Raw genomic sequence first — 26,821 nt, forward strand, 5'->3', positions numbered from 1 at the left:
CCCCGGTCTTTCCCGCAACTTGCCTCTTCCCTTCCACGTCACATCGTGTTTACCGTTCAAGCCGTGAGAGCGCTCTCAAAGGTGAGATGGCTGGCCGGTCTGGCCGCCGCAGCGATTGCCCTGTCGTCATTCGCGTCGTCCTCGGTCGCCTCCGCGGCCGACGACTACACGCAGAGCGTGACGGCGCTGGACGCCACTCAGGCGAGGATCAACTTCACGCCGACGACCCCTGCCCTGTACGTCGACGTGCACTACCTGGTTTCCGGTGCGAACCAGCAGAACTTCCGCATGACCAACAACTCCGGCACGTGGCAGAAGACCGTCGGGTCGCTGTCGTCGGGGACGCAGCTCGAGTACTGGTTCACCTACGAGAAGAGCGGGCCGCAGTACGACACCCCGCACTTCACCTACACCCACGGCAGCACGCAGGCGCCGGTCGCGACGCCGTCCTTCAGCCCGCCGGGTGGCGCGTACACGTCCGGTCAGACCGTGACGATCTCCACCGCCACCAGCGGCGCGACGATCCGGTACACAGTGGACGGCTCGACGCCGACCACCTCCAGCCCGGTCTACAGCGGGCCGATCTCCGTGCCCAGCAGCCGGACGGTCAACGCCATCGCCACCAAGTCGGGCCTGGCGAACTCGTCCGTCGGCAGCGCCACGTACACGATCGGCACGACGCAGGGGTGCGTCCAGTCGGACAACCCGAGCTTCGGGCCGAACACCCGCGTCTTCGACCCGAGCATGTCGGCGCAGTCGATCCAGTCGCAGCTCGACACGGACTTCACCAACCAGAAGGACACGCTGACCGCGCAGATGGCGCCCCGCCGGGTCGCGCACCTGTTCAAGCCGGGCACGTACAACGTGCACGACGACGTCGGCTACTACACGTCCGTCTCGGGCCTCGGGCGCAACCCCGGTGACGTCGTGATCAACGGCGACATCACCGTCGACGCGTTCAACGAGTCCGACAAGGGCGTGGCGCTGCAGAACTTCTGGCGTTCCGCCGAGAACATGGCCGTCAACCCCAGCAACGGCACCAACCGCTGGGCCGTCGCGCAGGCCGCGCCGTTCCGCCGCATGGACATCCGAGGCAACCTGGCGCTGTACCCGGCGTCCTACGGCTTCGCCTCCGGTGGCTACACGGCCGACACCCGCGTGTCCGGTCAGACGGCCTCGGTCTCGCAGCAGCAGTGGTACACGCGCGACACCAACTACGGCAGCTGGGCCGGCGGCGTCTGGAACATGGTGTTCTCCGGAACGCCGGGCGCCTCGGGCAACACGTTCCCGAACCCGCCGTCGACGAACCTGGCGACCACGCCGATCTCGCGCGACGTGCCGTACCTCTACTTCGAGAACGGCAAGTACCGCGTGTTCCTGCCCTCGTTGCGCACCAACGCCTCCGGCGCCTCGTGGATCAACGGCGGCACGCCCGGCAGCTCGCTGCCGATGAGCCAGTTCTACGTCGTGAAGTCCGGTGACACCGCCGCGACCATCAACGCGGCACTGGGCCAGGGCTGCAACCTGTTCTTCACGCCCGGCATCTACAACGTCAACCAGACGATCAACATCACGCGGCCCAACACCGTCGTGCTGGGCATCGGCTACGCGACGCTCGTGCCGCAGAACGGCGTCACCGCCATGCAGGTGGCCGACGTCGACGGCGTGCGGATCAAGGGCATCCTGTTCGACGCGGGCACGACCCTGTCCCCGTCGCTGCTGACCGTCGGCCCGTCCGGCTCGTCGGCGTCGCACGCGTCCAACCCGACCACGCTGCAGGACGTGTTCTTCCGCGTCGGCGGGGCGGTCGCGGGCAAGGCGACCAACAGCCTGGTCGTCAACAGCCACAACACGATCATCGACCACACCTGGATCTGGCGCGCCGACCACGGCAACGCGGGCACCTGGGGCTGGAACGAGGCCATCGGCGACACCGGCCTGGTCGTGAACGGCAACGACGTGCTGGCCACCGGCCTGTTCGTCGAGCACTACCAGAAGTACCAGGTGATCTGGAACGGCGAACGCGGCCGGACCATCTTCTTCCAGAACGAGATGCCCTACGACGTGCCCAACCAGGCCACCTGGAACCGGCCGAACGGCCAAGCGGGGTATGCGGCCTACAAGGTCGGCGACAACGTCCAGAACCACGAGGCGTGGGGGCTCGGCAGCTACTGCTTCTTCAACGTCAACCCGTCGGTGCGCGCCGAGAACGCGTTCGAGGTGCCCAACCGGTCCGGGGTGAGGCTGCACAACCTGCTGACCGTCTCGCTCAACTACCAGGGAACGATCACCCACGTGGTCAACAACGTGGGCGGGGTGACGCCGCCGGGCACGGTTCCGGTGAACGTCGTCAACTACCCGTGACGGCGGGATGAGGTGCGGCCCGTCACCCGGACGTGACGGGCCGCACCCGAGCGCGGCGGTGCTGATTTCGTTTCCCCGCGCCCCGCATTGCATGATGCGTGGCATGTCGATCGAGCGTGGTGCCGAGTTCGCCGAGTTCTGGTCCGAGCGGCACCTGTGCACGCTGTCCACCGCGCGTCCGGACGGCACCGTGCAGGTGGTGCCGGTCGGGGTCACGCTCGACCGGGAGACCGGCGTCGCGCGGGTCATCACCGACGGCGCGTCGTGGAAGGTCAAGCACGTCCGCGGGGCCGGGTACGCCGCGGTGTGCCAGGTGGACGGCCGGCGCTGGTCCACCCTGGAGGGACCCGCGGTGGTGAGGGACGACGCGGAGTCCGTCGCCGACGCCGAGCGCCGCTACGCCGAGCGCTACCGGCAGCCGCGCGTGAACCCGACCCGCGTGGTGATCGAGATCCAGGTGAAGCGTGTCACCGGAAGCGTCTGACGTCGTCGTGGTCGGCGTCGGCGCCGACGGGTGGGACGGGCTCTCACCGGCGGCGCAACGAGCGGTGCGCGGCGCGAAGGTGCTGATGGGCTCGCCGCGGCAGCTCGACCTGGTGCCGGGGGAGTTCGAGCGGGTCGCGTGGCCGTCGCCGCTGGTCCCGGCGTTGCCCGAGCTCTTCGAGAAGCACCGCGACGTGTGCGTGCTCGCCTCCGGCGACCCCATGTTCCACGGCATCGGCACGACGCTGGTCCGGCTGCTCGGCGCCAGGGTCCGGGTCGTCCCGCACCCCTCGTCGGTCTCCCTCGCGGCGGCGCGGCTCGGGTGGGCGTTGAACGAGGTCGAGGTCGTGTCGCTGGTCGGGCGGTCTCCCGACCTGCTGCGGGCCGCGCTCAGCCCGGGACGGCGCGTGCTCGTGCTCGGCGGCGACCCGGAGACCGTCGCCGGGATCGCCGGGCCCGTCACCGTGCTGGAGCAGCTCGGCGGGCCCGCCGAGCGGGTGTACGAGTGGGCGGGGCAGGCCGCGGACCCGTTGTGCGTCATCGCCGTGGACTACGCGGGACCGGCGCACTCCCGCGCGCCGGGACTGCCGGACGACGCCTACGAGACCGATGGCCAGCTGACGAAGCGCGAGGTGCGGGCGATTTCCCTGTCGAGACTGGCACCGCTGCCGGGGCAGCTGCTGTGGGACGTGGGGGCCGGGTCCGGGTCCATCGCGATCGAGTGGGCGCGGACGCACCCGACGTGCCGCGCGATCGCCGTCGAGCAGTCCGCCGAACGGGCCGGGCGGATCGTGCGCAACGCCGCGTCGCTCGGCGTCCCCGGCGTGCAGGTCCACATCGGACGCGCCCCGGAGGTGCTGGAGCCGCTGGAGAAGCCCGACGCGATCTTCATCGGCGGCGGGCTGACGGTGCCGGGCGTGGTGCAGGCCTGCTGGGACGCGCTGCCGGCCGGCGGCCGGCTCGTGGTCAACGCCGTGACGCTCGAGTCGGAGGCCGTGGTGGCGCAGTGGTACGCGCGGCTCGGCGGCGACCTGGTGCGGATCGCGGTCAACCGCGGATCTGCCGTCGGCGGGTTCACCGGCTGGCGTCCGCACATGCCCGTGACGACGTGGAGCGTGACGAAGTGACCGTGCACTTCATCGGGGCCGGTCCCGGTGCCGCCGACCTCATCACCGTGCGCGGCCGGGCGTTGATCGAGTCGTCGCCGGTGTGCCTGTACGCGGGTGCGCTGGTTCCGGTGGAGCTGCTGGACTTCTGCCCCGCGGGAGCGCGCAGGGTCGACACCGCCTCGCTGACGCTCGACGAGATCGTCGCGGAGCTGGCGGCCGCGTCGGAGCAGGGCCTCGACGTCGCCCGCCTGCACTCCGGGGACCCGGCGGTGTTCAGCGCGATGGCCGAGCAGATGCGCCGCCTGGACGCGCTGGGCATCGCCTACGACGTCACCCCCGGTGTGCCCGCCTTCGCGGCCGCCGCGGCGTCGTTGCAGCGCGAGCTGACCGTGCCGGGCGTGGGGCAGACGGTGATCCTCACGCGGACGTCGCAGCGCGCCACGCCCATGCCACCCGGTGAGGACCTGGACACGCTCGGCCGCAGCCGCGCGACGCTCGTGCTGCACCTGGCCGTGCAGCGGATCACCGAGGTCGTCGCCGAGCTCGTGCCGAACTACGGCGCGGACTGCCCGGTCGCGGTGGTCGCGTACGCGTCCCGCGAGGACGAGGTCGTGCTGCGCGGCACGCTGGACGACATCGCCGCGCAGGTGCGGGCGGCCGGGATCAAGCGGACCGCCGTGATCGTCGTCGGGCAGGTGCTGGGGGCCACGCAGTTCCCGGACAGCCACCTGTACTCGGCCACGCGCGTCCGATGATCCTGATCCTCGGCGGGACGGGGGAGGCGCGGGAGCTCGCGTCCAGGGTCCCGGCGGTGTCGTCGCTCGCGGGCCGGGTCAGCAACCCCGCGCTGCCCGCCGGGCAGGTCCGGATCGGCGGCTTCGGCGGGGTCGACGGGCTCGCGCGGTGGTTGCGGGACAACGAGATCACCGCCGTCGTCGACGCCACGCACCCGTTCGCCCGGCGGATCACGGCGAACGCCTTCGAGGCCTGCGCACGGGTCGGCGTGCCGTTCCTGGTCCTGCGCCGGCCCGGGTTCCCGCCCCGCCCCGGCTGGCGCTGGGTGGACAGCGTCGCCGAAGCGGCACGGGGGCTGCCCGGTGACCGGGTGTTCCTCACGACCGGCCGGCAGGACCTCGCGGAGTTCGCCGCGTGCCCGCAGTGGTTCCTGGCCCGGATGGTCGAGCCGCCGCAACCGCCGATGCCACACCGGATCGAGGTCCTGCTGTCGCGTGGACCGTTCACAGTGGACGGTGAGCTGGAGCTGATGCGCACGCACCGGATCGACGTACTCGTCACCAAGGACAGCGGCGGCTCGATGACCTCGGCCAAGCTCGAAGCCGCGCGGCAGCTCGGAGTTCCCGTCGTGGTCGTGCGCCGGCCACCGCTCCCGCCCGCGGAGGTGGTGGCCGACGTCGACGCCGCCGTCAGGTGGCTGGGTACCGCCGGGGCGTGAACACCACGCCCGCACCGGTCACGACCGTCTGCGACGAGCCGATGATCAGCAGGCAGCGCATGTCGACGGTGGCCGGGTCGAGGGTGCCCAGGGTGAGCACCCGGATCTCCTCCTCCGGGCCGCCGACGTCCCGGCCGACGACGACCGGCGTCTCCGGCTTCCGGTGCTGCAGCAGCAGATCGCGCATGTCGGCGACCTGGTGCGTGCGGGCCTTGGACGCCGGGTTGTAGATCGCGATCACCAGGTCCGCCTTCGCGGTGGCGGCGAGGCGTTCCGCGATGACCTCCCACGGCTTGAGCCGGTCGCTCAGCGAGATCACCGCGTAGTCGTGGCCGAGCGGCGCACCGGCCTTGGCCGCCACGGCGTTCGCGGCCGTGACGCCCGGGACGATCCGCACGGGGATCTCCGGGGTCTCGGCGGCGACCTCGAGCACCGCCGTGGCCATCGCGAACACCCCCGGGTCGCCGGAGGAGACCACGGCGACGCGCGCGCCCCGGCGGGCCAGGTCCAGCGCGAACGCGGCACGTTCCGACTCGACCTGGTTGTGCGAGAGGTGCCGCTTCTGGCCGGGGCGTTCGGGTACCCGGTCGAGGTAGGTCGAGTAGCCGACCAGCTCGTCGGCAGCCTCGAGCTCCTGCCGGGCCTCGGGCGTGAGCCAGTCGCGGGAACCGGGGCCGAGCCCCACGACCACGACCTCGCCCTTCGGCAAGGCCGGCTTGGACCCGCTGGGCAGCACGGCGATCGAGAAGTACGGGACCGTGCCGGGGTCGACGTCGGCGAGCGGCATCATCTTCTGCCGGCGGGACGTGGCGCGCTCGACGTACCAGGCACCGTCGAGCCTGCCGGCGTCCGCCAGCGCCTGCCGGACGTTGCCGAAGGTGCGGCCCAGCTTGAGGACCGCGGCCGAGTCGGTGTCGGCGAGGCGGCTCGCGAGCTCGGCGGGCGGCAGCGTGCCGGGCAGGACCGTGAGGACCTCGTCGCGTTCGACGAGCGGGGTGCCCAGCACGGCGCTCGCGCCGCTCACCGACGTGACGCCGGGGACGACCTCCCACTCGTACCGGTCGGCCAGCCGCTTGTGCATGTGCATGTACGAGCCGTAGAAGAACGGGTCGCCCGCGGCGAGCACGACGACGTCGCGGCCCGCGTCCAGGTGGGCGGCGAGCCGGGCGGCGGCGACCTCGTAGAAGGCGTCGATCTCGCCCTGGTAGTCGTCGGTGTCCTCGGTGGTGACCGGGTAGACGAGCTGCTCGATGGTCTGGCCTTCGCGGAAGTACGGCTCCGCGATGGTCTTCGCGATGCTGCGGCCGTGGCGCGCGCTGTGGAACGCGATCACGTCGGCTTCCCGGATGAGCCGCGCGGCCTTGACCGTCACGAGTTCCGGGTCGCCGGGACCCAGGCCGACGCCGTACAGCTTGCCCGTCATTCTTCTTCGCTCGCAATCGCGTTGATGGCCGCTGCCGTCATGGCGCTGCCACCGCGCCGGCCGCGCACCACGAGGTGCTCCAGATCCGTTGCCGCCAAAGCCTCTTTGGACTCCACCGCCCCGATGAACCCGACGGGGATGCCCAGGACCGCCGCGGGCCGCGGGGCTCCGGCGGCGATCAGGTCGAGGAGGTGGAACAACGCGGTGGGGGCGTTGCCGATCGCGATCACGGCGCCCTCGAAGCGGTCCGCGAGCAGTTCCAGTGCCGCGGCGCTGCGGGTGTTGCCGATCCTGCTCGCGAGGCCCGGCGTGCGCGGGTCCTGGAGGTGGCACAGCACCTCGTTGTCCGCCGGCAGCCTGCGGCGGGTCACGCCGGACGCGACCATGGTGGCGTCGCACAGGATCGGCGCTCCGCCGAGCAGCGCCGCACGGGCGTCGCGGACGACGTTCGGCGAGAACGCCACGTCGGCCGGCAGGTCGGTCATGCCGCACGCGTGGATCATGCGGACGACGACTTTCGCGACGTCGGCGGGGAACCCGGTCAGGTCCGCCTCCGCGCGGATGGTGGCGAAGGACTGGCGGTAGATCTCCGCGCCGTCCCTGATGTACTCCGTCACCTGATCTCCTCGTAGCCGTCGCCGGTCGCGACGAACTCGATCACATCACCGGCGGGACGACCACACCGGCGTGAGCAACCCGACCAGTGCACGGGCCGCGAATGCGGGGTCCCCAGCCAGGCGCGGGCGTCCGCGCGCACGTCCGACAACGACTTCGCGCAGCCGGGCCGCCCGGTGCACGCGCTCACCCCGTGCCAGGGCGAGCCGGGGTCGGTGATCAGGCCGGACGTGTCGGTGCCCGCCGGCACGACCAGGCTGCGCCACGGGGTCAGCCGCAGCGGCACCCCGGCGAGCTGGTGGGCGTCGAGCCGGCCGAGTGGAACGCCTGGTGTCAAAGGTGAAGGTGCGACAGGAGTCACAGCCGGGGTGATGCGTTCGGCGGTGGCGGCCCCGAAGTGCGCGGTGATCTTTCGCACACCGTCGTCCACTTCGGACAGGCGCCACGCGGTGCCGCGCAGCTGCTGGAACAGCCGGGCGGCGGTGACGACGGCGTCGACCGGGTCGTGAACTCGGACACCTGTATCGGTACCGGCCAGCAGGAGCACGTTCCCGACCAGCCCGAAGTCGCCGCCGAGACCGCTCACCGCGGCTCCGACCGTGACGAGGAACCGGCCCGGCAGCGCGGCCAGCGCCGGGTCCGCGCACAGGGCGGCGTCCAGCGAGTCGACCAGCTCCTGGTTGTCCTCCAGCGGCGCGGCGATGATGTTGCGGATGCGCTCGTGGCTCACCGACGGCAGCAGTCCCGCCGCACGCAACCGGGCACCCAGCTCCAGGCCGTCCGTGACGCCCCTGAGCTGCAGGTTCGCCCGCGAGGTCAGCTCGATGACGCCGTTGCCGAGTTCGGTGGAGGCGGCCCGCACGACGTCCCACCGAGCGGCGGTGAGAGTGCCGCCCGGCACGCGGATGCGCGCCAAGCCGCCATCGGCCGCGGCGTGCAGCTCGACGGCGCCGGGACAGGCATCCGGGTGATTGCGCATAGGTCGGACTGTAACTCGCCGGTTAGGGTGAGCCGGAACGACGAAGCGCAGGAGGAAGCCGGTGCGAATCCGGCGCGGTCCCGCCACTGTGACCAGCGAACCCGCTGGGAGTCAGGAACTCCGCTTCGCCGCGACCCGCAACCTGGGGCGAGGACCCCACGAGGGATGGAGCCTGCGTGATCCTGCTGCTGTCGACCTCCGACACCGACCTGCTGTCGGCGCGTGCGAGCGCGGCCGAGTACCGGCTCGGCAACCCCGCGCGGCTCACCGCCGACGACCTCCCCGCCCTCGTCGACGGCGTCGATCTGGTCCTCGTGCGCATCCTCGGCGGCCGCCGGATGTGGGAGGAAGGTCTCGACTGGCTGCTCGCGAGCGGTCTGCCGGTGGTCGTGCTCGGCGGTGAGATGCAGCCCGACGCGGCGCTGATGGAGCTGTCGACGGTGCCGGGCGGCGTCTGCGCGCAGGCGCACCTCTACCTCGCCCAGGGCGGGCCGGCGAACCTCGCCGAGCTGCACAAGTTCCTCTCCGACACGGTGCTGCTGACGGGCCACGGCTTCGAACCGCCGAAGGCCACGCCCACCTGGGGCGTGCTGGAACGCGAGCCCTCGCCGGCGCACGGCCCGACGGTCGCGGTGCTCTACTACCGCGCCCACCACGTGGCCGGGAACACGGCGTTCGTGCACGCGTTGTGCGACGCGATCGAGGAGAAGGGCGGCAGGGCGCTGCCGGTCTTCTGCTCCTCGCTGCGCACCGCCGAGCCCGAGCTGCTCGACACGCTGCGCCAGGCCGACGCGCTGGTCGTCACGGTCCTCGCGGCCGGCGGCACCAACCCGGCCAAGGCGAGCGCCGGTGGCGACGACGACGCGTGGGACGTCGGCGCGCTGGCGGAGCTGGACGTGCCGATCCTGCAGGGCCTGTGCCTCACGTCGAGCCGCGAGACGTGGGACTCCAACGACGACGGGCTGTCCCCCCTGGACACCGCGACCCAGGTCGCGATCCCGGAGTTCGACGGCCGGATCATCACGGTCCCGTTCTCCTTCAAGGAGATCGACGCCGACGGCCTGACGGTCTACGTGGCCGACCCCGAACGGGCGCTGCGCGTCGCGGGCATCGCGGTCCGCCACGGCCGGTTGCGCCACATCCCCGTCGCCGACCGCAAGGTCGTCGTGATGCTGTCGGCCTACCCGACCAAGCACTCGCGCATCGGCAACGCCGTCGGCCTCGACACCCCCGCCTCCACGGTCCGGCTGCTCAGCGCCATGCGGGACCACGGCTACGACATCGGCGACGGGCTGCCCGGCGTCGACGAGCTCGACGGCGACAAGCTGATCCACGCGCTGATCGCCGCCGGCGGCCAGGACGCCGATTGGCTCACGCAGGAGCAGTTCGAGAGCAACCCTATCCGCATCGCCGCGGCCGACTACCGCGAGTTCTACGAGACGCTGCCCGAGGACTTCCGCGAGTCGATGGAGGAGCACTGGGGCGCGGCGCCCGGTGAGCTGTTCGTCGACCGCAGCAGGTCGGAGGACGGCGAGATCGTGCTGGCCGCGCTGCGCTCCGGCAACGTCACCGTGGTCGTGCAGCCGCCGCGCGGGTTCGGCGAGAACCCGATCGCGATCTACCACGACCCGGACCTGCCGCCGTCGCACCACTACCTCGCGGCCTACCGGTGGATCGAGTCGTCGTTCGGCGCCGACGCCGTCGTGCACGTCGGCAAGCACGGCAACCTGGAGTGGCTGCCCGGCAAGACCGTCGGCATGTCGGCGTCCTGCGGCACGGACGCCGCCCTCGGCGACCTGCCGCTGATCTACCCGTTCCTCGTCAACGACCCCGGTGAGGGCACGCAGGCCAAGCGCCGCGCGCACGCCACCCTGGTCGACCACCTCGTGCCGCCGATGGCCCGCGCCGACAGCTACGGCGACATCGCGCGCCTGGAGCAGCTGCTCGACGAGTACGGCAACATCTCCGCGATGGACCCGGCCAAGGTGCCGGCGATCCGCGCGCAGATCTGGACGCTGATCAAGGCCGCGAAGCTCGACCACGACCTGGGCCTCGACGACCGGCCGCACGACGCGGAGTTCGACGAGTTCATCCTGCACGTCGACGGCTGGCTGTGCGAGGTCAAGGACGTCCAGATCCGCGACGGCCTGCACGTCCTGGGCCAGGCTCCGGCCGGGAGCGTCCGGGTCAACCTCGTGCTGGCGATGCTGCAGGCCCGGCAGATGTGGGGCGGCCAGGTCGCCGCGCTGCCCGGCCTGCGCGAAGCCCTCGGCCTCACGAGCACCGCGCGCGAGGACGTCGACGAGATCGAGGAACAGGCGCGCGCTCTCGTCCAGGCCATGGAGGACGCGGGCTGGGACCGGTCCGCGGCGGCGGGCCTGCACGAGTCGGAGGACGTGCGGAAGATCCTCGAGTTCGCCGCCGTCGAGGTGGTGCCGCGGCTGGCGCGCACGACCGACGAGATGACGAACGTCCTGCACGCGCTCGACGGCGGGTACGTCCCGGCCGGCCCGTCCGGTTCCCCGTTGCGCGGCCTGGTGAACGTGCTGCCGACCGGCCGCAACTTCTACTCGGTCGACCCCAAGGCCATCCCGTCGCGCCTCGCGTGGGAGACCGGCCAGGCGATGGCCGACTCGCTGCTGGAGCGCTACCGCGCCGAGAACGACGGCGAGTGGCCGCCGTCGGTGGGCCTGTCGGTCTGGGGCACGTCCGCGATGCGCACGGCCGGCGACGACATCGCCGAGGTGTTCGCGCTGATGGGCGTGCGTCCGGTGTGGGACGACCAGTCCCGCCGCGTCACCGGCCTCGAGGTCGTCGGCCTGGACGAGCTGGACAGGCCGCGCGTCGACGTCACGGTCCGCATCTCCGGGTTCTTCCGCGACGCCTTCCCGCACGTCGTCTCGCTCCTGGACGACGCCGTGCAGCTGGTGGCCGCGCTCGACGAGCCGGCGGAGCGGAACTTCGTGCGCGCACACATGTTGCGCGACCTGGAGGAGCACGGCGACCAGCGCCGGGCCACGTTGCGGATCTTCGGCTCCAAGCCGGGCGCGTACGGCGCGGGCGTGCTGCCGTTGATCGACAGCCGCAACTGGCGCGACTCGTCGGACATCGCCGAGGTCTACGCGGTGTGGGGCGGCTACGCCTACGGCCGCGGGGTCGACGGCGTCGCCGCGCGCGCGGACATGGAGTCGGCGTACCGCCGGATCGCGGTGGCGGCCAAGAACATCGACACCCGCGAGCACGACATCGCCGACTCGGACGACTACTTCCAGTACCACGGCGGCATGGTCACGATGGTGAAGGCGTTGACGGGCAAGGCACCCGCCGCGTACGTCGGCGACAGCACCCGCCCGGAGGCGGTCAGGACCCGCACGCTCACGGAGGAGACGTCGCGGATCTTCCGCGCCCGCGTGGTGAACCCGCGCTGGGTCGGGGCGATGCGCAACCACGGCTACAAGGGCGCGTTCGAGCTGCAGGCCACGGTCGAGTACCTGTTCGGCTACGACGCCACGACCGGCGTAGTCGCCGACTGGATGTACGAGAAGCTCACCGAGACCTACGTGCTCGACCCGGAGACCCGCAAGTTCCTGCAGACCTCGAACCCGTGGGCGTTGCACGGCATCGCCGAGCGGCTGCTGGAGGCGGCGGAGCGCAAGATGTGGGAACACCCGGAGGAGTCCACTTTGGACGCACTGCGGTCGGCCTACCTGGAGACCGAGGGCGACCTGGAGGACGGCGTCTGATCGACGCGGACGCAGCAGCGCTGTGGTGACGGGTCGGGCCGCGCGGACGCCCCGTGCGCCCCGATCCCGTCGAGCAGCCCGCTGACCAGGCACAGGTTCATCCCGCAGACCAGCTGGGCGTGCCGGCGCGCCAGGCTGTCGAACGGGCAGTTGCCGAGCAGGATCGAGCCGCCGTCCTCGTGCGGCTCGAAACCGAAGTCCGCCAGCGCTTCCAGCACCCCGCCGGAGGTCTGGCCCGCCAGCGAGGTGCCCCACGCGTACGCGCGGCGGTCCAGGATCTCGCGGACGGGCCCGCCGGTGCTCCCGGCCTCCGCCAGGGAGTCGGTGAGCAGGTGGCTCGCGGCCTCGTATCGGCGGCCGGGCAGCGAGATCTCGATCTGCTGCTCCGAACGCAGGTAGAGCTTCGCCGGGCGGCCGGCGCCGGGGCCGGTGCGTCCCGAACGGCGCCGGCGGACCACCGTGAGCAGGCCCGTCTCGACCAGCTTGTCGAGGTGGAACGCGGCGGTCGTCCTGGGCAGCTCGACGGCCTGCGCCGCCTCGTCCTTGCTGATGGGTGCCGGCTGGCGCACCACGAAGTCGTACAGCCTGCGCCGGTTCGGCTCTCCCAGCGCCGCGACCGCGGCGACGGGATCGGTCAGCTCTTCGTGCACGCCGGGACCGGGCCGAACGCGTGGGAACCGGGGGCCTCGGCGTCGTCGCCGGCCCAGAACTCCATCCACAGCTGGACGAACTCGTGGCGCGACAGCCCGCCGTCGCCGTCGAGGTCGAGCCTCGCGAAGTCGACCGGGCCGTCGTGGCCGAGCCACGCGCGGATCATCGCGCGGTACTCGTCCTGCGAGACGCGGTCGTCGTTGTCCGCGTCCGCGGCGGTGAACATCGCGTCCGCCGTGCCGAAGACCGCCTCCGGGTTGTCCGGCAGCGCGTCGACCACGCTCAGCACGTCCTCCAGCGACACCCTGTCCCCGCCCGACGCCGACCGCAGCGCCTCCCACCAGCCCATCAGCACCAGCGTCAGCTTCTCCTCGTCGCCGCCGCCCAGTTCGGCCCAGCGCGCGGACAGCGCCCGGAAGTCGCTCTCGGCGAGGTGGCCGTCGCCGTCGGCGTCCATCGCCTCGAAGACCGGGGTCACCTTGCGTCTTTGGAACTCGCTCGCCATGCGCCGAAGATAAGCCGGACGCCGTAACGCGATCATCGGCCGAACGGGTCAGAACTAGTCCACGAACAGGGCATTCGCCAGCTGTGCACGGCCGCTCACGCCGAGTTTGCGGTAGATCCCGGACAACGCCGTCCCGACCGCCTCGGTGGTCATGAGCAGCATCGACGCGATCTCCTCGTCGGAACCGCCGCGGGCGGCCAGTTCCGCCACCTGGTGCTCCGCCGGGGTGAGCGCGGTGGGCCCGGTCTGGCGCATCCGCCGAGGTCCGGCGCTCGTCGCCACCAGTTCGGAGTAGGCCCGCGCGGCCATCGCGGTGGATCCGCACTTCTGCGCCAGGTCCACCGCGTCGCGCAGGCACGCCCGCGCACCGGCCGTGTCGCCCTGCCGCCGCACGACGACGCCGAGATCGACCAACGCGCGCGCCAGTTCCAGCCGGGCGGGGGAGTGGCGCAGCACCGCCACCGCTTCCTCGAGCAACGTCCGTCCGGCGGCCCCCGCGGTGACCCTGCCTTCCGCGCGCAGCGCCATGCCCAACGCGCGCGGCGCACCCCAGGCCCGTGCCAGCCCGACCTCTTCGAGCGCGAGCTCGCGCGCCCGTTCCGAGTCGCCGATCGCCGCGCAGGCCAGTGCCGCCCCGGACCGCCACGCGAGCGGCGCCGGGTTCCGGTACGGCCACGCCGCGCAGTGCCGCCCGGCGGCCAGGAACGCCTCCAGTGCCTCGTGGTCGTCGCCCCGCGCTGTCAGCAGACGTCCGCGCACGGTCAGCAGTCCGCCGTACTGCCACACGCGCCGGGCGCCGTCGGTCGAGGACTCGGTGATCACCGAGTCCGCCTCGTCGAACCGGCCCTCCTCGAGCAGGATGTCGGCGAGCAGCGCCGCGTGCCACGCCGAGACGGCGTGCCAGCGCCGGTCCTGCCGCAGGTGCTGCTCCGCCAGTTCGAGGTCCGACCGGGCGGAGACGAGATCTCCCTTGCGGCGCTGGACGTTCGCGCGCATCACGTACGTCAGCGCCCGCAACGCCGGTGCCCGCGCGTGGTCCACGTCGTCGAGCACGGTCAGCGCCTCGTCCAGCGAGTCGGCGAGGTTCAGGGTCATCGCGGACGCCAGCGACGACAGCACGTCACCGGTCGAGACCCGCGCCACGGCCTCGGCCGCGGTGATGTCGCCGACCATGACGTGGTGCAGCACCCCGGCGGGCGTGTCGAGCGGTACCGACGACGGCACGGCCTCCTGCCACGCCAGCCCGTGCACGGCCAGGTGCGCCCGCGTCCACGGCGAACCGCCCGAGAGCACCGCCGTCAGTTCACCCGCGTCTCCCTCGGCGTGCAGGGCGTAGGACAGCGCCACCGCCGTCTCCTCGTCGTCCACATCGGACTGCAGCGCCTCGCGCAACCGCGCCGTCGCACCGGGGAGGTTGCCGACCAGTTCGGCGATCCCCAGCAGCCGCAGGGCCCGCGCCGGGTTCGCCACCGGTTCGCGCAGCGCCCGCCACAGCAGTCGCGCCGCACCGGCGGTGTCGCCCTGGTTCACCGCCTCCTGCGCGGCCAGGTCGAGCACCTCGCCCGCCCACGGCTCCAGCCCCGGCGAGGTCTCCAGCAGGTGGCCGGCCACCGCCCGGTTCGGCGCGCCGTGCGCCCGCAGCGACCGCGCGGCCCGCAGGTGCAGGTCGGCCCGTGCCGGTGCGGGCACGTCGTCGAGGACCGCGGGACCGGGCACGCCGAGCAGGCCGGCGGTCCGCACGGCCTCCGCCAGTTCCAGGGGACCGAGCCGGGTCAGGTCGGCGAGCACGTCGGGATGGGGGGACGGGCCGAGCACGGCCAGGCAGTGCGCGACGGTCACCACGGCGGCGGGACGGCGGCGCAACCGGGCGGCGGCGATCTCGCCGAGCACCTCCGCGCCCCGGTGCGCGACCCGCCAGACCGACGCCGCGACCGGCGGCACCCCGTCCTCCGCCAGCGCGGCCACCAGGCGTGTCACGGCCAAGGGGTTCCCGTCCGTCGCGGCCACGCACGCCGTGACGAACTCCGGGTCGGGCGCGCCGAGCGACGAGACCAGCGCGGCGACCGCGTCGCGGGACAGGTCGTCCAGCACGATCCGGTGGCCCACGGCCAAGATCTCGCCGTGCGACGGGTCGTCGCACCGCTCGCCGGCACCCGCGGTCAGCACGATCGCGATGGGCAGCCGCTGGACCCGCAACGCCAGGTAGGCGAGCCAGCGCAACGACGCGGCATCGGCCCAGTGCACGTCGTCCACGACGATGAGCAGGTCGTTCTCGGCGGCCAGCGCCGCGGCCAGCCGGTAGACGCCGTGCAGCACGGCGAAGTCGGCGGCCGGCGCGGTCAGCCGCAGCGCGCTCTCGGCCTCCGCGGGCACGAGGTCCGCGTCCACCAGGTCGAAGAGCTGGGCCACCACGCCGAACGGCAGGTCGCCCTCCAGCGCACCGCACCGCGCCCGCAGCACGGTTCCCCGCCAGCGCGCGGCGACGTGGTCGAGCACCGCGGTCTTGCCCGTGCCGGGAGCGCCCTCGACGACGGTGGTGGTGCCCGGCGACACCTGTTCGCTGATTCCGGCGCACCACGCTTTCAGCGGGTTTTCCAAGATCTCTCCACAATCCGCGGCCGAAAGGATCAGCGGAATTGATGCTAGGAGAAAGAGCTCCACTTGCCCAGGTAAAGCTTCCCGCGCTACGGGCGTCTCAACAGGAGTGCTGCCCGTATGATCCCGCGGGCAACTGCTCGAATGGGCAGCGGCAGCGGGACGGCGCCTCCGGTGTGATCATCCCAACGGCCTGCGGGTGCTGTCCAGGGGCTGGTCGCGGCGCGGGCCGGCATGGTAAAGCGGATCTTGTCCTCCGCCGTCGCGGAGCGAAAGGAAAATGGGTGTCGGGGAATCGTGACGGGGTGTTCCGCGGCCGTGCGGGAGAACGGGAGCTCCTGAACGGTGTGCTCGACGCGGGCACCGGTGTGGTGCTCGTCGACGGCGCGGCGGGGACGGGCAAGACCCGGTTGCTCGCGGAGGTCGCGGCACTGGCCGCGCGCCGCGGCGCCGAGGTCGTCACCGCCCAGGACGAGCTCGACCAGCCGTTCCTGCTGGCACGCCTCGCGGAACGCCGCCCGGACGGCCCCGCGCTCGTCGTCCTCGACGACCTCCACCTGGCCGAACCGGCCACGCTCGCCGCCCTGCGCTCGCTGCTGCTCGCCTCCGCTCACGAGAAGGTCGTCTGGCTGCTCGCCCGCCGCGGCGGAGAGGCCGCCGGCCGCCTGTTCGCCGCCGCGCTCGCCCGCGGCGCCACGCGGATCGAGCTGCGACCGTTGCCGGACAACGTGATCGCGGGACTCGTCACCGACCTCGCGGGCGGCACCCCCGACCCCGGCCTGCTGGCGCTGGCGTCCACCGCCCGGGGCAACCCGGCCGCCGTGATCGCCCTGTTCCGCGCCCTGCGCGAGGACGGCCACGTCGAGGTCGCCGGCGGGCACGCGTCGCTGCGCACCGACCGCGTGCCGCTCGCCACCGAGGCGCTGCTGGGCGAGCGGGTCGCCGAGCTGAGCGGTGGGGCACGGCACCTGGTGCAGGTCGCCTCCGTCCTCGGGCCGCACTTCGAACCCGGTGACGTGGCGGAGATGCTGGCGTCGAGCACCGCGATCCTGTTGCCCGCGCTGGAGGAGGTCATCGGCGCGGGCGTCGTGACGTCGCTCGAGGACCGGCTCGCGTTCCGCCACGAGCTGCTCTGGCGCCTGGTCGCCGAGTCCGTGCCCCCGCCCGTGCGCCGCGCCCTGCACCGCGAGGCCGGCGAGATGCTGCTGCGCCGCGGCGACTCCGCCGTCCAGGCCGCCCGGCACCTGCTGCACGGAGCCCAGCGCGGGGACGCGCGCTCCATCGACGGTCTCGTCACCGCGGCGAAGGCCGTGCTGGTCACCGCGCCGGACGCCGCGGCCGAGCTCGCGGTGCGGGCGCTGGAACTGACCGACCCGGCCTCGCCGTCGCTGGTGCGCCGCACCGTGATCGCGGTCCGCGCGCTGATCGCGGCAGGCCGGCTCGCGGCGGCGCAGGCGCTCGCGCAGGACGCGCTGGCCCGCCAGGTCTCTCCCGAGCCCGCCGCCGAGCTGCGGCACTGCGTGGCCGTGACGACGCTGCTGACCGCCCGGCACGCCGAGTCGGCCGAGAGCTCCGGGGCGTTGCTCGCCGAACCCGGTCTGATGCCGGAACTCGTGCCGTGGGTGGAGATCACCCGCATGATGGCGCTGCTCGGCCACGACCGGCGCCGCGCGGAGGAGCTGGCGGAGAGCGTGGTCCGCGCCCACCGCGGATCGCCCGACGACGTGCTGGCGACGGCGCTGGCGGTGCTCGCCGCGATCGCCAGGGACGCCGGTCAGCCCGGTGCCGCGCTGGACCTGGCCCGCGAGGCCGCGCAGTCCGTGACGTCGCACGACCTCTGCGCGTACCCGCAGTTGCTGCTCGCGACGGTGTTCTCGGGACTGCGGGAGTTCGCGGAGGCCGAGAGCGTGGTGCGGCGGGCTCGCAGCGGGCCGTCGGCCGTGGTCACCAAGGGGATCATGACCGGGGTAGTGCAAGCCCGGATCCTGGTGCAGGCCGGGCGGATCGAGGAGGCGGCCGCCGAGGCGCGCACCGCGCTGACCGCGGCGGAGGAGACGGGACACGCGGCACTGGTGGCACCGGCGCTGGCGGTGCTCGCCCTCGTCGCGATCCACACCGGTGACCTGCCGGCCGCCGTCGAGCACGTCGAGCGCTGCCGCGAGAGCGTTCCCGCGGACGGGATCATGTTCTCCCACGCCTACTACCAGTGGACCGACGTGCTGGTCACCTACGTCGGCTCCGGGCTCGACAGGGCGATGGCGCTGCTCGCCGACGAGTACCCGGACCTGGTGTCGTCAGGGCTCTTCGCCGAGGAACCCCGTGCCGCCGGGTGGTTCGTGCGCCGGGCCCTGGAGGCGGGGGACGAGGGACTGGCCAAGGCCGTCGTCGACCGCGTGGAGCGGCTGGCGGAGGACAACCCCGGCTTCCCCGCGGTGGCCTCGGCCGCGCTGCACGCCCGCGGCCTGTTCGACGCCGACCCGTCGGTGCTGGAACTGGCCGCGCAGCAGCACGGCGACCTGTGGGCGCGGGCCAACGCCACCGAGGACCTCGGCGTGCTGCTGGACGACCGCGCCGCGTCGGTGAAGGCGCTCGAGACCGCGCTCGGGCTCTACCGGGAGATCGGCGCGTCCCGCGACAGCGCCCGCGTGCTGGGGCGGCTGCGCAAGCTCGGCCGGCGCCGGCGTGCCGAACCCGCGCGCCCTGCGTCCGGATGGTCCAGTTTGGACGACACCGAACGGGCCATCGCGAACCTCGTCGCCAAGGGGCAGACGAACCGGCAGATCTCGACGCAGCTCTTCATGTCGCCGCACACGGTGAACTTCCACCTGCGCAAGATCTTCCGCAAGCTCGGGATCAGCTCTCGGATCGAACTGGCGACGAGGTCGCGGGACGACCGGTGAGCCGCTTCGCCTGACGGCGCAGCTGCAGGATGCGGGCAGCGCCGACGACCGCGACCAGCAGCGCGCCGCCGATCGCCGCGAACAGCAGCGCCACCCCCAGCGGAAGGCTGAACTGGCCCCACAGGAAGTGGATCGTCGTCGAGCCGCCGTTCTGCAGGATGAAGACCAGCAGGAAGATCAGCACGACGATCGCGACCAGCACGGCGATCCAGGTGCCGCTGATCCTGGTCGGCCGCGTGGACTTCGGTGCGGCCGCCGGAGCGGACGACGGGGGAACGGTCGCCGGCGGTGCGCTCGGCCGCCCGGCCGGGATCGGCTCGGTGACCGGCGCGTTCGGGGTCTCGTCGCTGGAAGTCGCCACGAGGAGAATTATCGGCGACCAGGCGTGATCCCGCGCGCTGGCGAACGGGGGACTACAGCCTGCGCAGCCCCGACAGAACGCGTTCCAGCAGCGCCATGTTCGGCTTGTCGCCCGGCTCGTGCACCGCGACCAGGTTCAGCGTGATCAGGTCGCTCAGCAGCACCCGCGTGACACCGAGCGGGATCTTCATGAGCGCCGAGATCTCGGCGACCGACCGCGGCTGCAGGCACAGCCGCATCATCGCCGCCTGGTCGTTGCTGGCCCGGTACAGGCGTTCCTCGTCGGTCGAGAGCAGCGTCTCCAGGCGTAGGTCGTGGCGGGCCGCGGTACGGCCGCCCGTGCGGGCGTAGGGACGGATGAGCGAGCTGTCCCGCGCGGGGACGCCCTGTGGTTCTTCTTCCAGCATCGGCCACTCCGGGGGCGGCTCCGGTGGGCGTTGGCGCAACGGTTGCTGACGGGGCAGCTGCTGCGTCTCCGGTACGTGCGAGTCACCTCGCTCGTCGGACTGCAGCCAGCTGCGGGTCGCCGGGGATCCGAATCGCGCCCCGGTGTAACCGATTTCCGTCGCTTCCTCGTCGTGCACGTGCTCAAGCTATAACGAAGTCGCCCAAATGTATGTCGATCACGTTGCCTTTTTGTCACCCAGATCGAATCTGACCTGGATTGCAGTGCCCGACGACGTCGTTTGGGTGCGCACGAGGTCGGCCAAACGGTTGACAAGCAACAGACCGCGACCACCTGGTTCGTTTGCGTGAACAGGAGTGCGTCCAGCCAGAACATCGGTGATGTGGCCGTTGTCGTTGACTTGGCAAACAATGCTTTCGTTTTCCGTCCACACACGAACCGTGCTCTCGCCGCCGCCGTGCCGGACGCTGTTGGTCGCGAGCTCGGTGACCGCGAGGGCGAAGTCGTCGAGACGATCGGGCGCGAGCCCGAACTTCACGGCGTGCTCACGCGCGAACGCCCTCACCGCCGCCATCGCGCCGGCGCCCACCGACGTGCTCGCCGCGTCCACCGGCGTCGCCAGCGGGAGCGAGTGCGCGGCGACGACCACCCGTGCGGGGTGGAAGTGGTCGCTGGGCCGGTGACCACCCGCGTCGATCACGACGGGGTGGGTCTTCTCCGCCTCGGCCAGGACGTCGTGGCTGAGCGAGGAGGTGTCGTACGGGCAGAGGATGCTGAGGTCGCGCCCGCTGAACGCGTAGTTGACCAACGCCTCGTGCAGCGAGCAGGCCGGGTACTCGGCCTCGGTGCGCCGGTCCCGGACGGGCTCGCTGATGATGCGGACGGCCCCGCGGTGCCGGTCGGCGAACGTGCGGAGCTCGGGGATGATCCGGCCGGGGTTGCGGCCGGTGTCCGCCATGTCGACGAAGGTCACGAGGTGCGCGAACCCGCTCAGCGCTTCGCGGAGCAGCTCCAGGTTCCTGCTGTGCACCGCCACGGCTACGGGCTCGGCGTTCGCCAGGCCCTCCACCACGAACGGCACGGTCCCGTCGATGTAGGACTCCTCGTCGGAGTAGAACAACGCCGGATGTGCGAACGTCATGTGCCACCTCTCGTCAACGTCCCAGGATGCTCATCCTGGCCGTTGCTCAAACCATCATTTCTTGACCCTCACACCGTGTCAGCCCCTACACAGGAGCAGTCATGTTCACCATCGGAGACTTCGCCCATCTGGGGCGCGTGTCGGTGCGGATGCTGCGCCATTACGACGCGGTGGGGTTGCTCCCGCCGGCCCACGTGGACCCGTCGAGCGGCTACCGCTTCTACACCGCGGCCCAGCTGCACCGCCTCAACCGCCTGATCGCCCTGAAGGACCTCGGCCTGACGCTCGAGCAGGTGAGCGTCGTGCTCGACGAGAAGCTGTCCGTCGAGCAGCTGCACGGCATGCTGTCGCTGCGGCGGGCCGAGCTGCGCCAGCAGATCCTCGCGGACGAGTCGCGGCTGCGCCGGGTCGAAGCACGTCTCCGCGCTATCGAGAGGGAGGGCGCCATGCCCACCGACGAGATCGTCGTGAAGGCCGTCCCCGCGGTCCGCGTGGCCCGGCTCAGCGCCACCGCCGCGTCTTACGGTCCCGAGGACATCGGCCCGGTCATCCAGCCGCTGTACCCGCAGCTCTTCGAACGCCTGGGCCGGGCCGGCGTCACGCCGTCGGGCCACGGCATCGCCACCTACGAACCCGCCGCGGGCGAGGAGGTGCGCGTGCACGCCGGCGTCGTCGTGGCTGTCGACCCCGCTCCGGGCTTCGACTTCGAGGTCGTCGACCTGCCCGCACTGGCCGAGGCGGCGACCGTCGTGCACCGCGGCCCGATGGACGACGTCGACGCGACCTACCAGGCCGTCGCGGCGTGGATCGAGGCGCACGGGTACAAGCAGAACGGGTTCGCGCGGGAGGTGTACCTGCGCTACGGGGAGGGGGACCCGGCGGACTGGGTGACGGAGCTGCAGCTGGAGATCACCAAGCCGTAGTCGCCGCGGCGCGGCCGGATCAGCGGTCGTCCGAGTTGATGCGGCGGTGCAGCGACTCCATCCGCTCGTCCAGCTGCGCCGCGATCATCGCCGACGACATCAGCTCGTCCACGAAGTCCGCGGGCGGGCTGTCGTCGTACTTGTAGAAGAGCTTGTGCTCCAGGGTCGCCCAGAAGTCCATCGCGATGGTCCGCAGCTGCACCTCGACCTTCACGTGCTCGACCCGGTCCGACAGGAACACCGGGATCCGCACGATGAGGTGCAGGCTGCGGTACCCGTTCGGCTTCGGGTTCGCGATGTAGTCCTTGGTGTGCAGGATCTCCACGTCGTGCTGGCGCGCCAGCATCGCCGAGACGCGGTAGACGTCCGAGACGAACGGGCAGACGACGCGCACGCCCGCGATATCGTCGAGCACCGCGCCGATCGCGTCGAGGTCGAGTGGAAAACCCTTGCGGCGCAGCTTCTCCAGGATTCCCTCGGGCTTCTTCACCCGGTTGGTGATGTGCTCGATCGGGTCGTGCCGGTGGACCGAGTCGAACTCCTCGCTGAGGATGCGGAGCTTCGTCATGAGCTCCTCGATCGCGAACTTGTAGACGAGCAGGCGTCGTTCGAGGTCGCGCAGCAGGCTCAGGTCGTCGGCCAGGTCGGTCACCACACCAGGGTACTGATCACGCGGGACCGAACCGCGCCACGGCTTCGGCGGCGTAGCCGTAGAAGCCGGGAAGTCCACCCGTGTGGAGGAACACGACGGGCACGTCGCCCGACGCCGCGATCTCGCGGAACTTCACGGCCGCCTTGCCCGTGTAGACCGGGTCCAGCAGCACGCCCTCGGTCCGCGCGAACAGCTCCAGCACGTCCCACATCTGCGGCGTCGGCACGCCGTAGCCGTCACCGACGGTGTCGTCGGTGACGGTGACGTGCGCCAGTTCCGGCGCGGGCACGCCGAGCAGGGCGGCGGCGTCCGCGCACAGGACCTCCAGCGCCTGCCGCGCGTCCGCCGCGGTGTGGGAGACGCTGGCGGCGTGCACGCGGCCCGGCCAGCCCAGCAGTTCGGTGCCGAGCGCGATTCCCGCCGCCGTGGCACCGCTGCCGTCCGGCACGACGATCGTGGCCTCGCCGATGCCGCGATCGGTCAGCTGGCCGACGAGCTCTACCGCCGCCGCGACGTAGCCGAGGGTGCCCAGGCCGTTCGAGCCGCCGACGGGCAGCGTGACGGCGCCGGGGTGGTTGACCTCCTCGTACACGGCCGCGGTCTCGTCGGCGTCGGCGCAGATGTGCACGTTCGCACCGAACAGGTGGTCCAGGACGATGTTGCCGGACCGCTCGTACGCGTCGCCGGTCATCGGCACCTTGGCGGTCAGCACGAGCTCGCAGCGCAGGCCGAGCTTCGCGCACGCCGCCGCGGTCTGGCGGCCGTGGTTGGTCTGCAGCGCGCCGAAGGTGATGATCGTGTCCGCGCCCTGCGCCAGTGCCTGGCCGAGCAGGAACTCGAGCTTGCGCAGCTTGTTGCCGCCCGCGCCGAGGCCGTTGACGTCGTCGCGCTTGAGCAGGACCGGCGGGCCGCCGAGCGCGGCGGTGAGCCCCGGGGCGTCGTCGAGCGGGGTCGGCCAGCTGCCCAGGGCGACTCGGGGGAACGCGCTCAGGTCCATGGGGCGAGCTTAAACGCCTCGCCGGGGCCGGGTTCCCCGCCGATGCTGTGCAGGACGTGCGCGAGGACCTCGACACCGCGCACGACCCGCGGGCCGGGGCGGTTGAAGTACGACGGCCCGTCCAGCACCCACGTCTCGGGCAGCGGGTGGTCCGGCAGCTCGCGCAGCGTCCTGTCCGGCGGGAAGCCGCACGGCATCAGCAGCACGACGTCGGGACGGGCGTCGTGGACGGCCTGCCAGGTGGTCGGCCGGGTGTGCTCACCGGGGCGGGCGAGCAGCGGGACGCCGCCTGCCGCCGTGACCTGCTCGGGGACCCAGTGCCCCGCGGGCCACACCGGGTCGAGCCACTCGATCGCCGCGACCCGCGGCCGGGGCCGGTCCCCGACCTCGCGCGCCACGGCCCCGACGCGCTCGCGCAGCGCCGCGACCCGGTCGCGGGCGTCGACGCCGAGCACCGCGCCGACGGTCTCCAGGCAGCCGAGCACCTCGTCCAACGTGGACGGTTCGAGGCTCAGCACCGTCGGGCCGATGTCCATCACCCGCACGGTGTCGGTGACCGTGCGGTAGGAGATCGCGCAGACGTCGCACAGGTCCTGGGTGAGGATCACGTCGGGCGCGAGCTCCTCCAGGAGTGCCGTGTCGAGGCCGTAGATCGACGAGCCGTGGTGCACGGCCGCGTCGATCTCCCGGCTGCCCAGCGCGTCCTGGTCGACCAGCGTGCTCGTCACGACCGGCACGCGCGCGACCCCGGCCGGCCAGTCGCACTCGTGGGTGCGGCCCACGAGGTGGTCCAGCAGCCCCAGTTCGGCCACGACGTCGGTCGCGGCGGGCAGCAGCGAGACGATCCGCATCAGACTTCGCGGCCGAACTCGGCGTACCGCGTGGTACCGCTCTCGAGGGCCGCGACGGCCAGGGTGAGCCGCCGGTGCAGCGACGGGTAGATCCGCGGTGCCACCTCGTCGAGCGCCAGGTACACGACGCCCTCCAGTTCGGGATCGCACGCCACCGCGTCGTCCACGACGCCACCGTCGAACACGAACTGGTGGCAGTCGCGCCAGACCCCGTTGCGCGGCGTCCAGTCCACGACGAGCAACGGTCCGAGGTGGACGTTCAGACCGAGCTCCTCGCGGATCTCGCGCACCGCCGCCGCCTTCGGCGACTCGTCGTCCTCGGTCATGCCACCCGGGATGTCCAGCACCGGTTTGTAGGTGGGCACCACGAACAGCACGCGTCCGGTGGAGTCGCGGATCAGCGCGCCGCCCGCGGAGGTCTTGGCGGGGCGCCGCGACGCCACCCCCTGCTCGTGCTCGAGTTCGGCCGGGCCCTCGTCGAGGACGTCGGCGGCGAAGGCGGCGGGGTCTCCCGCGTGCTGTGCGGACACCTCTCGATGATCACACCACGGGGTGAAAACCGCACCGGCGACCTTGCCGTTCGGCGCAGGTGGGAGGCCGCCGGGCGATGATGGTCAGCAACCAAACGAATCGCTAGTACGCTCAGCGGTGTAACTCCGTGCGATCAATCGCCGATGTCCACGGCAACATCGGTGGAGGTGACGCCAATGGGGGCAACCGGTGCCGCCAAGCGCAGACACGACGGCAGATCGGCCCCGTGGTCGGTGGTCGGCCTGACGGTCGTGTTCGTCGTGGTGGCCCAGGTCCAGTTCGCCATCGCGGTCGCGGAGGAGGTCTGGTGGCCCGCCGCGCTCGGGGTGCTGCTGCTGGGCGCCGCGGTCGCGTTCGTGAAGACCGCCCGCAGGCTGCGCTGGGAGGACAGCGACTCCTACGAGGCCCCGCCCGAGGTGGCCCGCCCGCTTCCGGAGCACCACGAGGCGCACGTCGACGCCGACGGAAGCCTCGCCCGTGCGGTCGGCGAGGTCGTCCACGCGTCGAGGCGCTGGCGGGCCTGACCGGCTGACGTCGCGCAGGCCGGATCACGGGGTGGTCCGGCCTCTTCGCCGTCTCCGGATACTGGTGCGATGCCGACGCCCGCGCAGTGGCTCGAAGTCCGCGCCCACCTGCTGGCCCACCGCCACGCCCTCGCGGTCGAGGCGGCCGCGCTGTACCCGGACGTGCCGAAGGTGGCGGGGACGCCGCTGCTCACGGCGCCGCACTGGACGCCGCCCGCGCCGGTCCCGCTGGCCGGTCTCACGCTGGAGCTGCGGCCGTCGCCGGAGCTCCCGCGCAGCCGGAGCCCCCTGCTCCCCGACGGGTTCGGCAGCTACTCGGAGGCGGTGGCCGCGCTCGCCGCGCCGGCGGTGTTCCAGAACCGCGCGACCTACCGCCTGCTCGGGTTCACCGGCCGGCACCTCGCGTTCGGGCCCGGCACCTACTTCGACGGCATCGACGTCGGTGAGTCCTGCGCCCACGAGTACGCGGCCAGGTCGCTCGGACTCGTCGGCGCGCTGCCGCAGCGCACCGCGATCGGCGACCCGTGCGACCCCTCCCGCCGCCCCGTCAACGTCGCCGTCAGCACCCTCACCCTGCGGCACGACCCGGTCTCCGGCGAGGCCACCTTCTTCCTGCACTGGCGCGACCCGGAGCGCGTCGGGCACGCGGGCGGCCTGTACCAGGTGCTGCCCGTCGGGGTGTTCCAGGGAACGCAGGCCGGCGACTTCTCGTTGTGGCACTGCATGATCCGCGAGTTCGCCGAGGAACTGCTGGGTGCTGAGGAGATCCACGAACCCGACTACGGGAACTGGCCGTTCGCGGCGGAGCTGACCTCGGCGGCACGCGTGCACCACCTGGGCATGGGCGTCGACCCGCTGACGTTCGCCACCGACCTGCTGACCGTGGCGGTGATCGACGCGCCGCGGTTCGACGCGCTGTTCGGCGATCTGGTCTCGCACAACGACGAGGGCCGCGTGCTGCGCGGACTTCCCTTCACCGCCGGGAACGTCGAGCGGTTCGCGCACCACGAACCGACCCAGGCCGCCGGTGCCGCGCTGCTGTCGCTGGCCTGGCAGCACCGGGACGTGCTGCTCACGGCCTGAACGGGTTCGGCAGGTACGCCCACGCCGTCGTCGCGGGGTCCAGCCGCATCAAGGTGAGCGGCTTCGCCGGCAGCGGGTCGTGCAGCAACGCGTGCCGGTCGGGCGTGTCCGGAACGGTCTGGGCCACGACGTCCCACAGCTCGGCGTCCGGTGCGTCCAGGGCGCCGACCAGACCGGCCATCGCGGTCGCGAAGAACGTCGCGAACATCTTGGCGCGCAACGCCTCCGGGCTCGCGTGCAGGCGTGCCGGCAGGCCGGCGCGCGGGCTGACCCTGATGTCGGCGAGGTCGCGGTAGAGCACCCGGCTCGGCCTGCCGTCCACCAGGCCCACCACCAGGTTCTGCTCGTGGGCCTCCAGCGCCACGCCGCGGGCGAGCAGGGTCATCAGCGGTGGCACGGTCAGCTCCGCGAACTCCCGCAGCCACGCCACCGGGTCGGCGGGCGGCGTGAGGCTCAGCGCGGCCAGCGGCACCAGCGTCTCGCCTTCGCGCGGAACGGGTTTGTCGCGCAGCACGACCCCGAGCCGCCGGTCC

Annotated in this window: 24 protein-coding genes and 1 riboswitch; of the genes, 10 read left to right on the forward strand and 14 right to left on the reverse strand. The window is 72.3% G+C overall.

Annotated elements, in window-relative coordinates; all coding sequences use genetic code 11:
- The first annotated feature begins 90 nt into the window (after positions 1 to 90).
- The 5 genes from ACFWGZ_RS08960 to ACFWGZ_RS08980 all read left to right on the forward strand — a co-directional run bounded on the left by ACFWGZ_RS08960 (position 91) and on the right by ACFWGZ_RS08980 (position 5,409).
- Positions 91 to 2,364, forward strand: coding sequence for a chitobiase/beta-hexosaminidase C-terminal domain-containing protein (locus tag ACFWGZ_RS08960; protein WP_382450944.1), 2,274 nt, complete (start codon positions 91 to 93; stop codon positions 2,362 to 2,364).
- 103 nt (positions 2,365 to 2,467) lie between these two features.
- On the forward strand, positions 2,468 to 2,848 hold the full coding sequence (locus tag ACFWGZ_RS08965; RefSeq protein ID WP_382450923.1) for a TIGR03618 family F420-dependent PPOX class oxidoreductase: 381 nt from the start codon (positions 2,468 to 2,470) through the stop codon (positions 2,846 to 2,848).
- A complete protein-coding gene (cbiE, locus tag ACFWGZ_RS08970; protein WP_382450924.1) occupies positions 2,829 to 3,974 on the forward strand; it encodes a precorrin-6y C5,15-methyltransferase (decarboxylating) subunit CbiE in 1,146 nt (381 codons plus the stop codon). The genes ACFWGZ_RS08965 and cbiE overlap by 20 nt, the downstream gene beginning before the upstream one ends.
- Positions 3,971 to 4,711: a precorrin-4 C(11)-methyltransferase gene (gene cobM / locus ACFWGZ_RS08975; protein ID WP_382450945.1), complete on the forward strand. Its 741-nt coding sequence runs from the start codon at positions 3,971 to 3,973 to the stop codon at positions 4,709 to 4,711. Before cbiE ends, cobM begins: the two co-directional genes overlap by 4 nt.
- The gene (locus ACFWGZ_RS08980; protein ID WP_382450925.1) at positions 4,708 to 5,409 is read left to right on the forward strand and encodes a cobalt-precorrin-6A reductase; all 702 of its coding nucleotides are present in this window, start codon (positions 4,708 to 4,710) and stop codon (positions 5,407 to 5,409) included. The genes cobM and ACFWGZ_RS08980 overlap by 4 nt, the downstream gene beginning before the upstream one ends.
- Here the strand turns inward: ACFWGZ_RS08980 and ACFWGZ_RS08985 are convergent.
- Genes ACFWGZ_RS08985 through ACFWGZ_RS08995 form a run of 3 tightly spaced genes read right to left on the reverse strand, consistent with a single transcriptional unit; the run spans position 5,381 to position 8,426 of the window.
- Complete coding sequence (locus ACFWGZ_RS08985; protein ID WP_382450926.1) at positions 5,381 to 6,832, reverse strand: precorrin-2 C(20)-methyltransferase; 1,452 nt, start codon at positions 6,830 to 6,832, stop codon at positions 5,381 to 5,383. The two genes, ACFWGZ_RS08980 and ACFWGZ_RS08985, sit on opposite strands and share 29 nt — an antisense overlap.
- Positions 6,829 to 7,449: a precorrin-8X methylmutase gene (locus ACFWGZ_RS08990; RefSeq protein WP_382450927.1), complete on the reverse strand. Its 621-nt coding sequence runs from the start codon at positions 7,447 to 7,449 to the stop codon at positions 6,829 to 6,831. The genes ACFWGZ_RS08985 and ACFWGZ_RS08990 overlap by 4 nt, the downstream gene beginning before the upstream one ends.
- Positions 7,446 to 8,426, reverse strand: a complete 981-nt coding sequence (locus ACFWGZ_RS08995) for a hypothetical protein (RefSeq protein ID WP_382450928.1) — start codon at positions 8,424 to 8,426, stop codon at positions 7,446 to 7,448. The genes ACFWGZ_RS08990 and ACFWGZ_RS08995 overlap by 4 nt, the downstream gene beginning before the upstream one ends.
- 49 nt (positions 8,427 to 8,475) lie before the next feature.
- Positions 8,476 to 8,547: riboswitch (cobalamin riboswitch) on the forward strand.
- A gap of 55 nt (positions 8,548 to 8,602) precedes the next feature.
- Between ACFWGZ_RS08995 and cobN the strand changes: the two genes are divergently transcribed.
- Positions 8,603 to 12,169, forward strand: coding sequence for a cobaltochelatase subunit CobN (gene cobN, locus ACFWGZ_RS09000; protein WP_382450929.1), 3,567 nt, complete (start codon positions 8,603 to 8,605; stop codon positions 12,167 to 12,169).
- Here the strand turns inward: cobN and ACFWGZ_RS09005 are convergent.
- From ACFWGZ_RS09005 to ACFWGZ_RS09015, 3 genes are read right to left on the reverse strand one after another with little or no spacing between them, the layout of a single operon-like run.
- Complete coding sequence (locus ACFWGZ_RS09005) at positions 12,130 to 12,819, reverse strand: helix-turn-helix transcriptional regulator (protein WP_382450930.1); 690 nt, start codon at positions 12,817 to 12,819, stop codon at positions 12,130 to 12,132. The two genes, cobN and ACFWGZ_RS09005, sit on opposite strands and share 40 nt — an antisense overlap.
- Positions 12,804 to 13,325, reverse strand: coding sequence for an EF-hand domain-containing protein (locus ACFWGZ_RS09010; RefSeq protein ID WP_382450931.1), 522 nt, complete (start codon positions 13,323 to 13,325; stop codon positions 12,804 to 12,806). The genes ACFWGZ_RS09005 and ACFWGZ_RS09010 overlap by 16 nt, the downstream gene beginning before the upstream one ends.
- Positions 13,326 to 13,379: 54 nt before the next feature.
- Entirely contained in the window at positions 13,380 to 15,923 is a 2,544-nt protein-coding gene (locus ACFWGZ_RS09015) for an AAA family ATPase (protein WP_382450932.1), read from the reverse strand.
- A gap of 281 nt (positions 15,924 to 16,204) precedes the next feature.
- Between ACFWGZ_RS09015 and ACFWGZ_RS09020 the strand changes: the two genes are divergently transcribed.
- Positions 16,205 to 18,820 (forward strand): LuxR C-terminal-related transcriptional regulator, encoded by a 2,616-nt coding sequence (locus ACFWGZ_RS09020; RefSeq protein ID WP_382450933.1) that lies wholly within the window; start codon positions 16,205 to 16,207, stop codon positions 18,818 to 18,820.
- Here the strand turns inward: ACFWGZ_RS09020 and ACFWGZ_RS09025 are convergent.
- The 3 genes from ACFWGZ_RS09025 to ACFWGZ_RS09035 form a co-directional block, all read right to left on the reverse strand.
- Positions 18,774 to 19,133 (reverse strand): lipopolysaccharide assembly LapA domain-containing protein, encoded by a 360-nt coding sequence (locus ACFWGZ_RS09025; RefSeq protein ID WP_382450946.1) that lies wholly within the window; start codon positions 19,131 to 19,133, stop codon positions 18,774 to 18,776. The two genes, ACFWGZ_RS09020 and ACFWGZ_RS09025, sit on opposite strands and share 47 nt — an antisense overlap.
- Before the next feature lie 100 nt (positions 19,134 to 19,233).
- Positions 19,234 to 19,587, reverse strand: a complete 354-nt coding sequence (locus tag ACFWGZ_RS09030; protein ID WP_382450934.1) for a DUF742 domain-containing protein — start codon at positions 19,585 to 19,587, stop codon at positions 19,234 to 19,236.
- 216 nt (positions 19,588 to 19,803) lie between these two features.
- Positions 19,804 to 20,727 carry an anti-sigma factor RsbA family regulatory protein gene (locus ACFWGZ_RS09035; protein WP_382450935.1) on the reverse strand — a complete coding sequence of 308 codons (924 nt, stop codon included), beginning with the start codon at positions 20,725 to 20,727 and terminating at the stop codon, positions 19,804 to 19,806.
- Between the two features lie 101 nt (positions 20,728 to 20,828).
- Here ACFWGZ_RS09035 and ACFWGZ_RS09040 point away from each other — a divergent pair, with 101 nt between their 5' ends.
- On the forward strand, positions 20,829 to 21,650 hold the full coding sequence (locus ACFWGZ_RS09040; protein ID WP_382450936.1) for a MerR family transcriptional regulator: 822 nt from the start codon (positions 20,829 to 20,831) through the stop codon (positions 21,648 to 21,650).
- Positions 21,651 to 21,669: 19 nt separating this feature from the next.
- Here the strand turns inward: ACFWGZ_RS09040 and ACFWGZ_RS09045 are convergent, their stop codons facing one another.
- Genes ACFWGZ_RS09045 through ACFWGZ_RS09060 form a run of 4 tightly spaced genes read right to left on the reverse strand, consistent with a single transcriptional unit; the run spans position 21,670 to position 24,680 of the window.
- Entirely contained in the window at positions 21,670 to 22,302 is a 633-nt protein-coding gene (locus ACFWGZ_RS09045; protein WP_382450937.1) for a GTP pyrophosphokinase family protein, read from the reverse strand.
- A gap of 16 nt (positions 22,303 to 22,318) precedes the next feature.
- Positions 22,319 to 23,299: a D-cysteine desulfhydrase family protein gene (locus ACFWGZ_RS09050; RefSeq protein ID WP_382450938.1), complete on the reverse strand. Its 981-nt coding sequence runs from the start codon at positions 23,297 to 23,299 to the stop codon at positions 22,319 to 22,321.
- Positions 23,290 to 24,150: a cobalamin-binding protein gene (locus ACFWGZ_RS09055; protein ID WP_382450939.1), complete on the reverse strand. Its 861-nt coding sequence runs from the start codon at positions 24,148 to 24,150 to the stop codon at positions 23,290 to 23,292. The genes ACFWGZ_RS09050 and ACFWGZ_RS09055 overlap by 10 nt, the downstream gene beginning before the upstream one ends.
- Complete coding sequence (locus tag ACFWGZ_RS09060) at positions 24,150 to 24,680, reverse strand: NUDIX domain-containing protein (protein ID WP_382450940.1); 531 nt, start codon at positions 24,678 to 24,680, stop codon at positions 24,150 to 24,152. The genes ACFWGZ_RS09055 and ACFWGZ_RS09060 overlap by 1 nt, the downstream gene beginning before the upstream one ends.
- A 177-nt stretch (positions 24,681 to 24,857) precedes the next feature.
- On the opposite strand from ACFWGZ_RS09060, the gene ACFWGZ_RS09065 reads away from it, so the two are divergent.
- Positions 24,858 to 25,205 (forward strand): hypothetical protein, encoded by a 348-nt coding sequence (locus ACFWGZ_RS09065; protein WP_382450941.1) that lies wholly within the window; start codon positions 24,858 to 24,860, stop codon positions 25,203 to 25,205.
- A gap of 69 nt (positions 25,206 to 25,274) precedes the next feature.
- Positions 25,275 to 26,288: a hypothetical protein gene (locus ACFWGZ_RS09070; protein WP_382450942.1), complete on the forward strand. Its 1,014-nt coding sequence runs from the start codon at positions 25,275 to 25,277 to the stop codon at positions 26,286 to 26,288.
- Here the strand turns inward: ACFWGZ_RS09070 and ACFWGZ_RS09075 are convergent.
- Positions 26,278 to 26,821: IucA/IucC family C-terminal-domain containing protein (locus ACFWGZ_RS09075; RefSeq protein WP_382450943.1), on the reverse strand; the 544-nt coding region annotated here is incomplete at its 5' end. The genes ACFWGZ_RS09070 and ACFWGZ_RS09075 overlap by 11 nt on opposite strands.

Origin of the sequence: Lentzea sp. NPDC060358, assembly GCF_042725365.1 — a bacterium.
GTDB lineage: Bacteria > Actinomycetota > Actinomycetes > Mycobacteriales > Pseudonocardiaceae > Lentzea.

Coding starts and splice junctions, on each gene's coding strand:
- ACFWGZ_RS08965 (WP_382450923.1), top strand. CDS start 2,468: ATGTCGATCGAGCGTGGTGCCGAGTTCGCCGAGTTCTGGTCCGAGCGG.
- ACFWGZ_RS08980 (WP_382450925.1), top strand. CDS start 4,708: ATGATCCTGATCCTCGGCGGGACGGGGGAGGCGCGGGAGCTCGCGTCC.
- ACFWGZ_RS08985 (WP_382450926.1), bottom strand. CDS start 6,832: ATGACGGGCAAGCTGTACGGCGTCGGCCTGGGTCCCGGCGACCCGGAA.
- ACFWGZ_RS08995 (WP_382450928.1), bottom strand. CDS start 8,426: ATGCGCAATCACCCGGATGCCTGTCCCGGCGCCGTCGAGCTGCACGCC.
- ACFWGZ_RS09010 (WP_382450931.1), bottom strand. CDS start 13,325: ATGGCGAGCGAGTTCCAAAGACGCAAGGTGACCCCGGTCTTCGAGGCG.
- ACFWGZ_RS09030 (WP_382450934.1), bottom strand. CDS start 19,587: ATGCTGGAAGAAGAACCACAGGGCGTCCCCGCGCGGGACAGCTCGCTC.
- ACFWGZ_RS09035 (WP_382450935.1), bottom strand. CDS start 20,727: ATGACGTTCGCACATCCGGCGTTGTTCTACTCCGACGAGGAGTCCTAC.
- ACFWGZ_RS09040 (WP_382450936.1), top strand. CDS start 20,829: ATGTTCACCATCGGAGACTTCGCCCATCTGGGGCGCGTGTCGGTGCGG.
- ACFWGZ_RS09050 (WP_382450938.1), bottom strand. CDS start 23,299: ATGGACCTGAGCGCGTTCCCCCGAGTCGCCCTGGGCAGCTGGCCGACC.
- ACFWGZ_RS09055 (WP_382450939.1), bottom strand. CDS start 24,150: ATGCGGATCGTCTCGCTGCTGCCCGCCGCGACCGACGTCGTGGCCGAA.
- ACFWGZ_RS09065 (WP_382450941.1), top strand. CDS start 24,858: ATGGGGGCAACCGGTGCCGCCAAGCGCAGACACGACGGCAGATCGGCC.
- ACFWGZ_RS09070 (WP_382450942.1), top strand. CDS start 25,275: ATGCCGACGCCCGCGCAGTGGCTCGAAGTCCGCGCCCACCTGCTGGCC.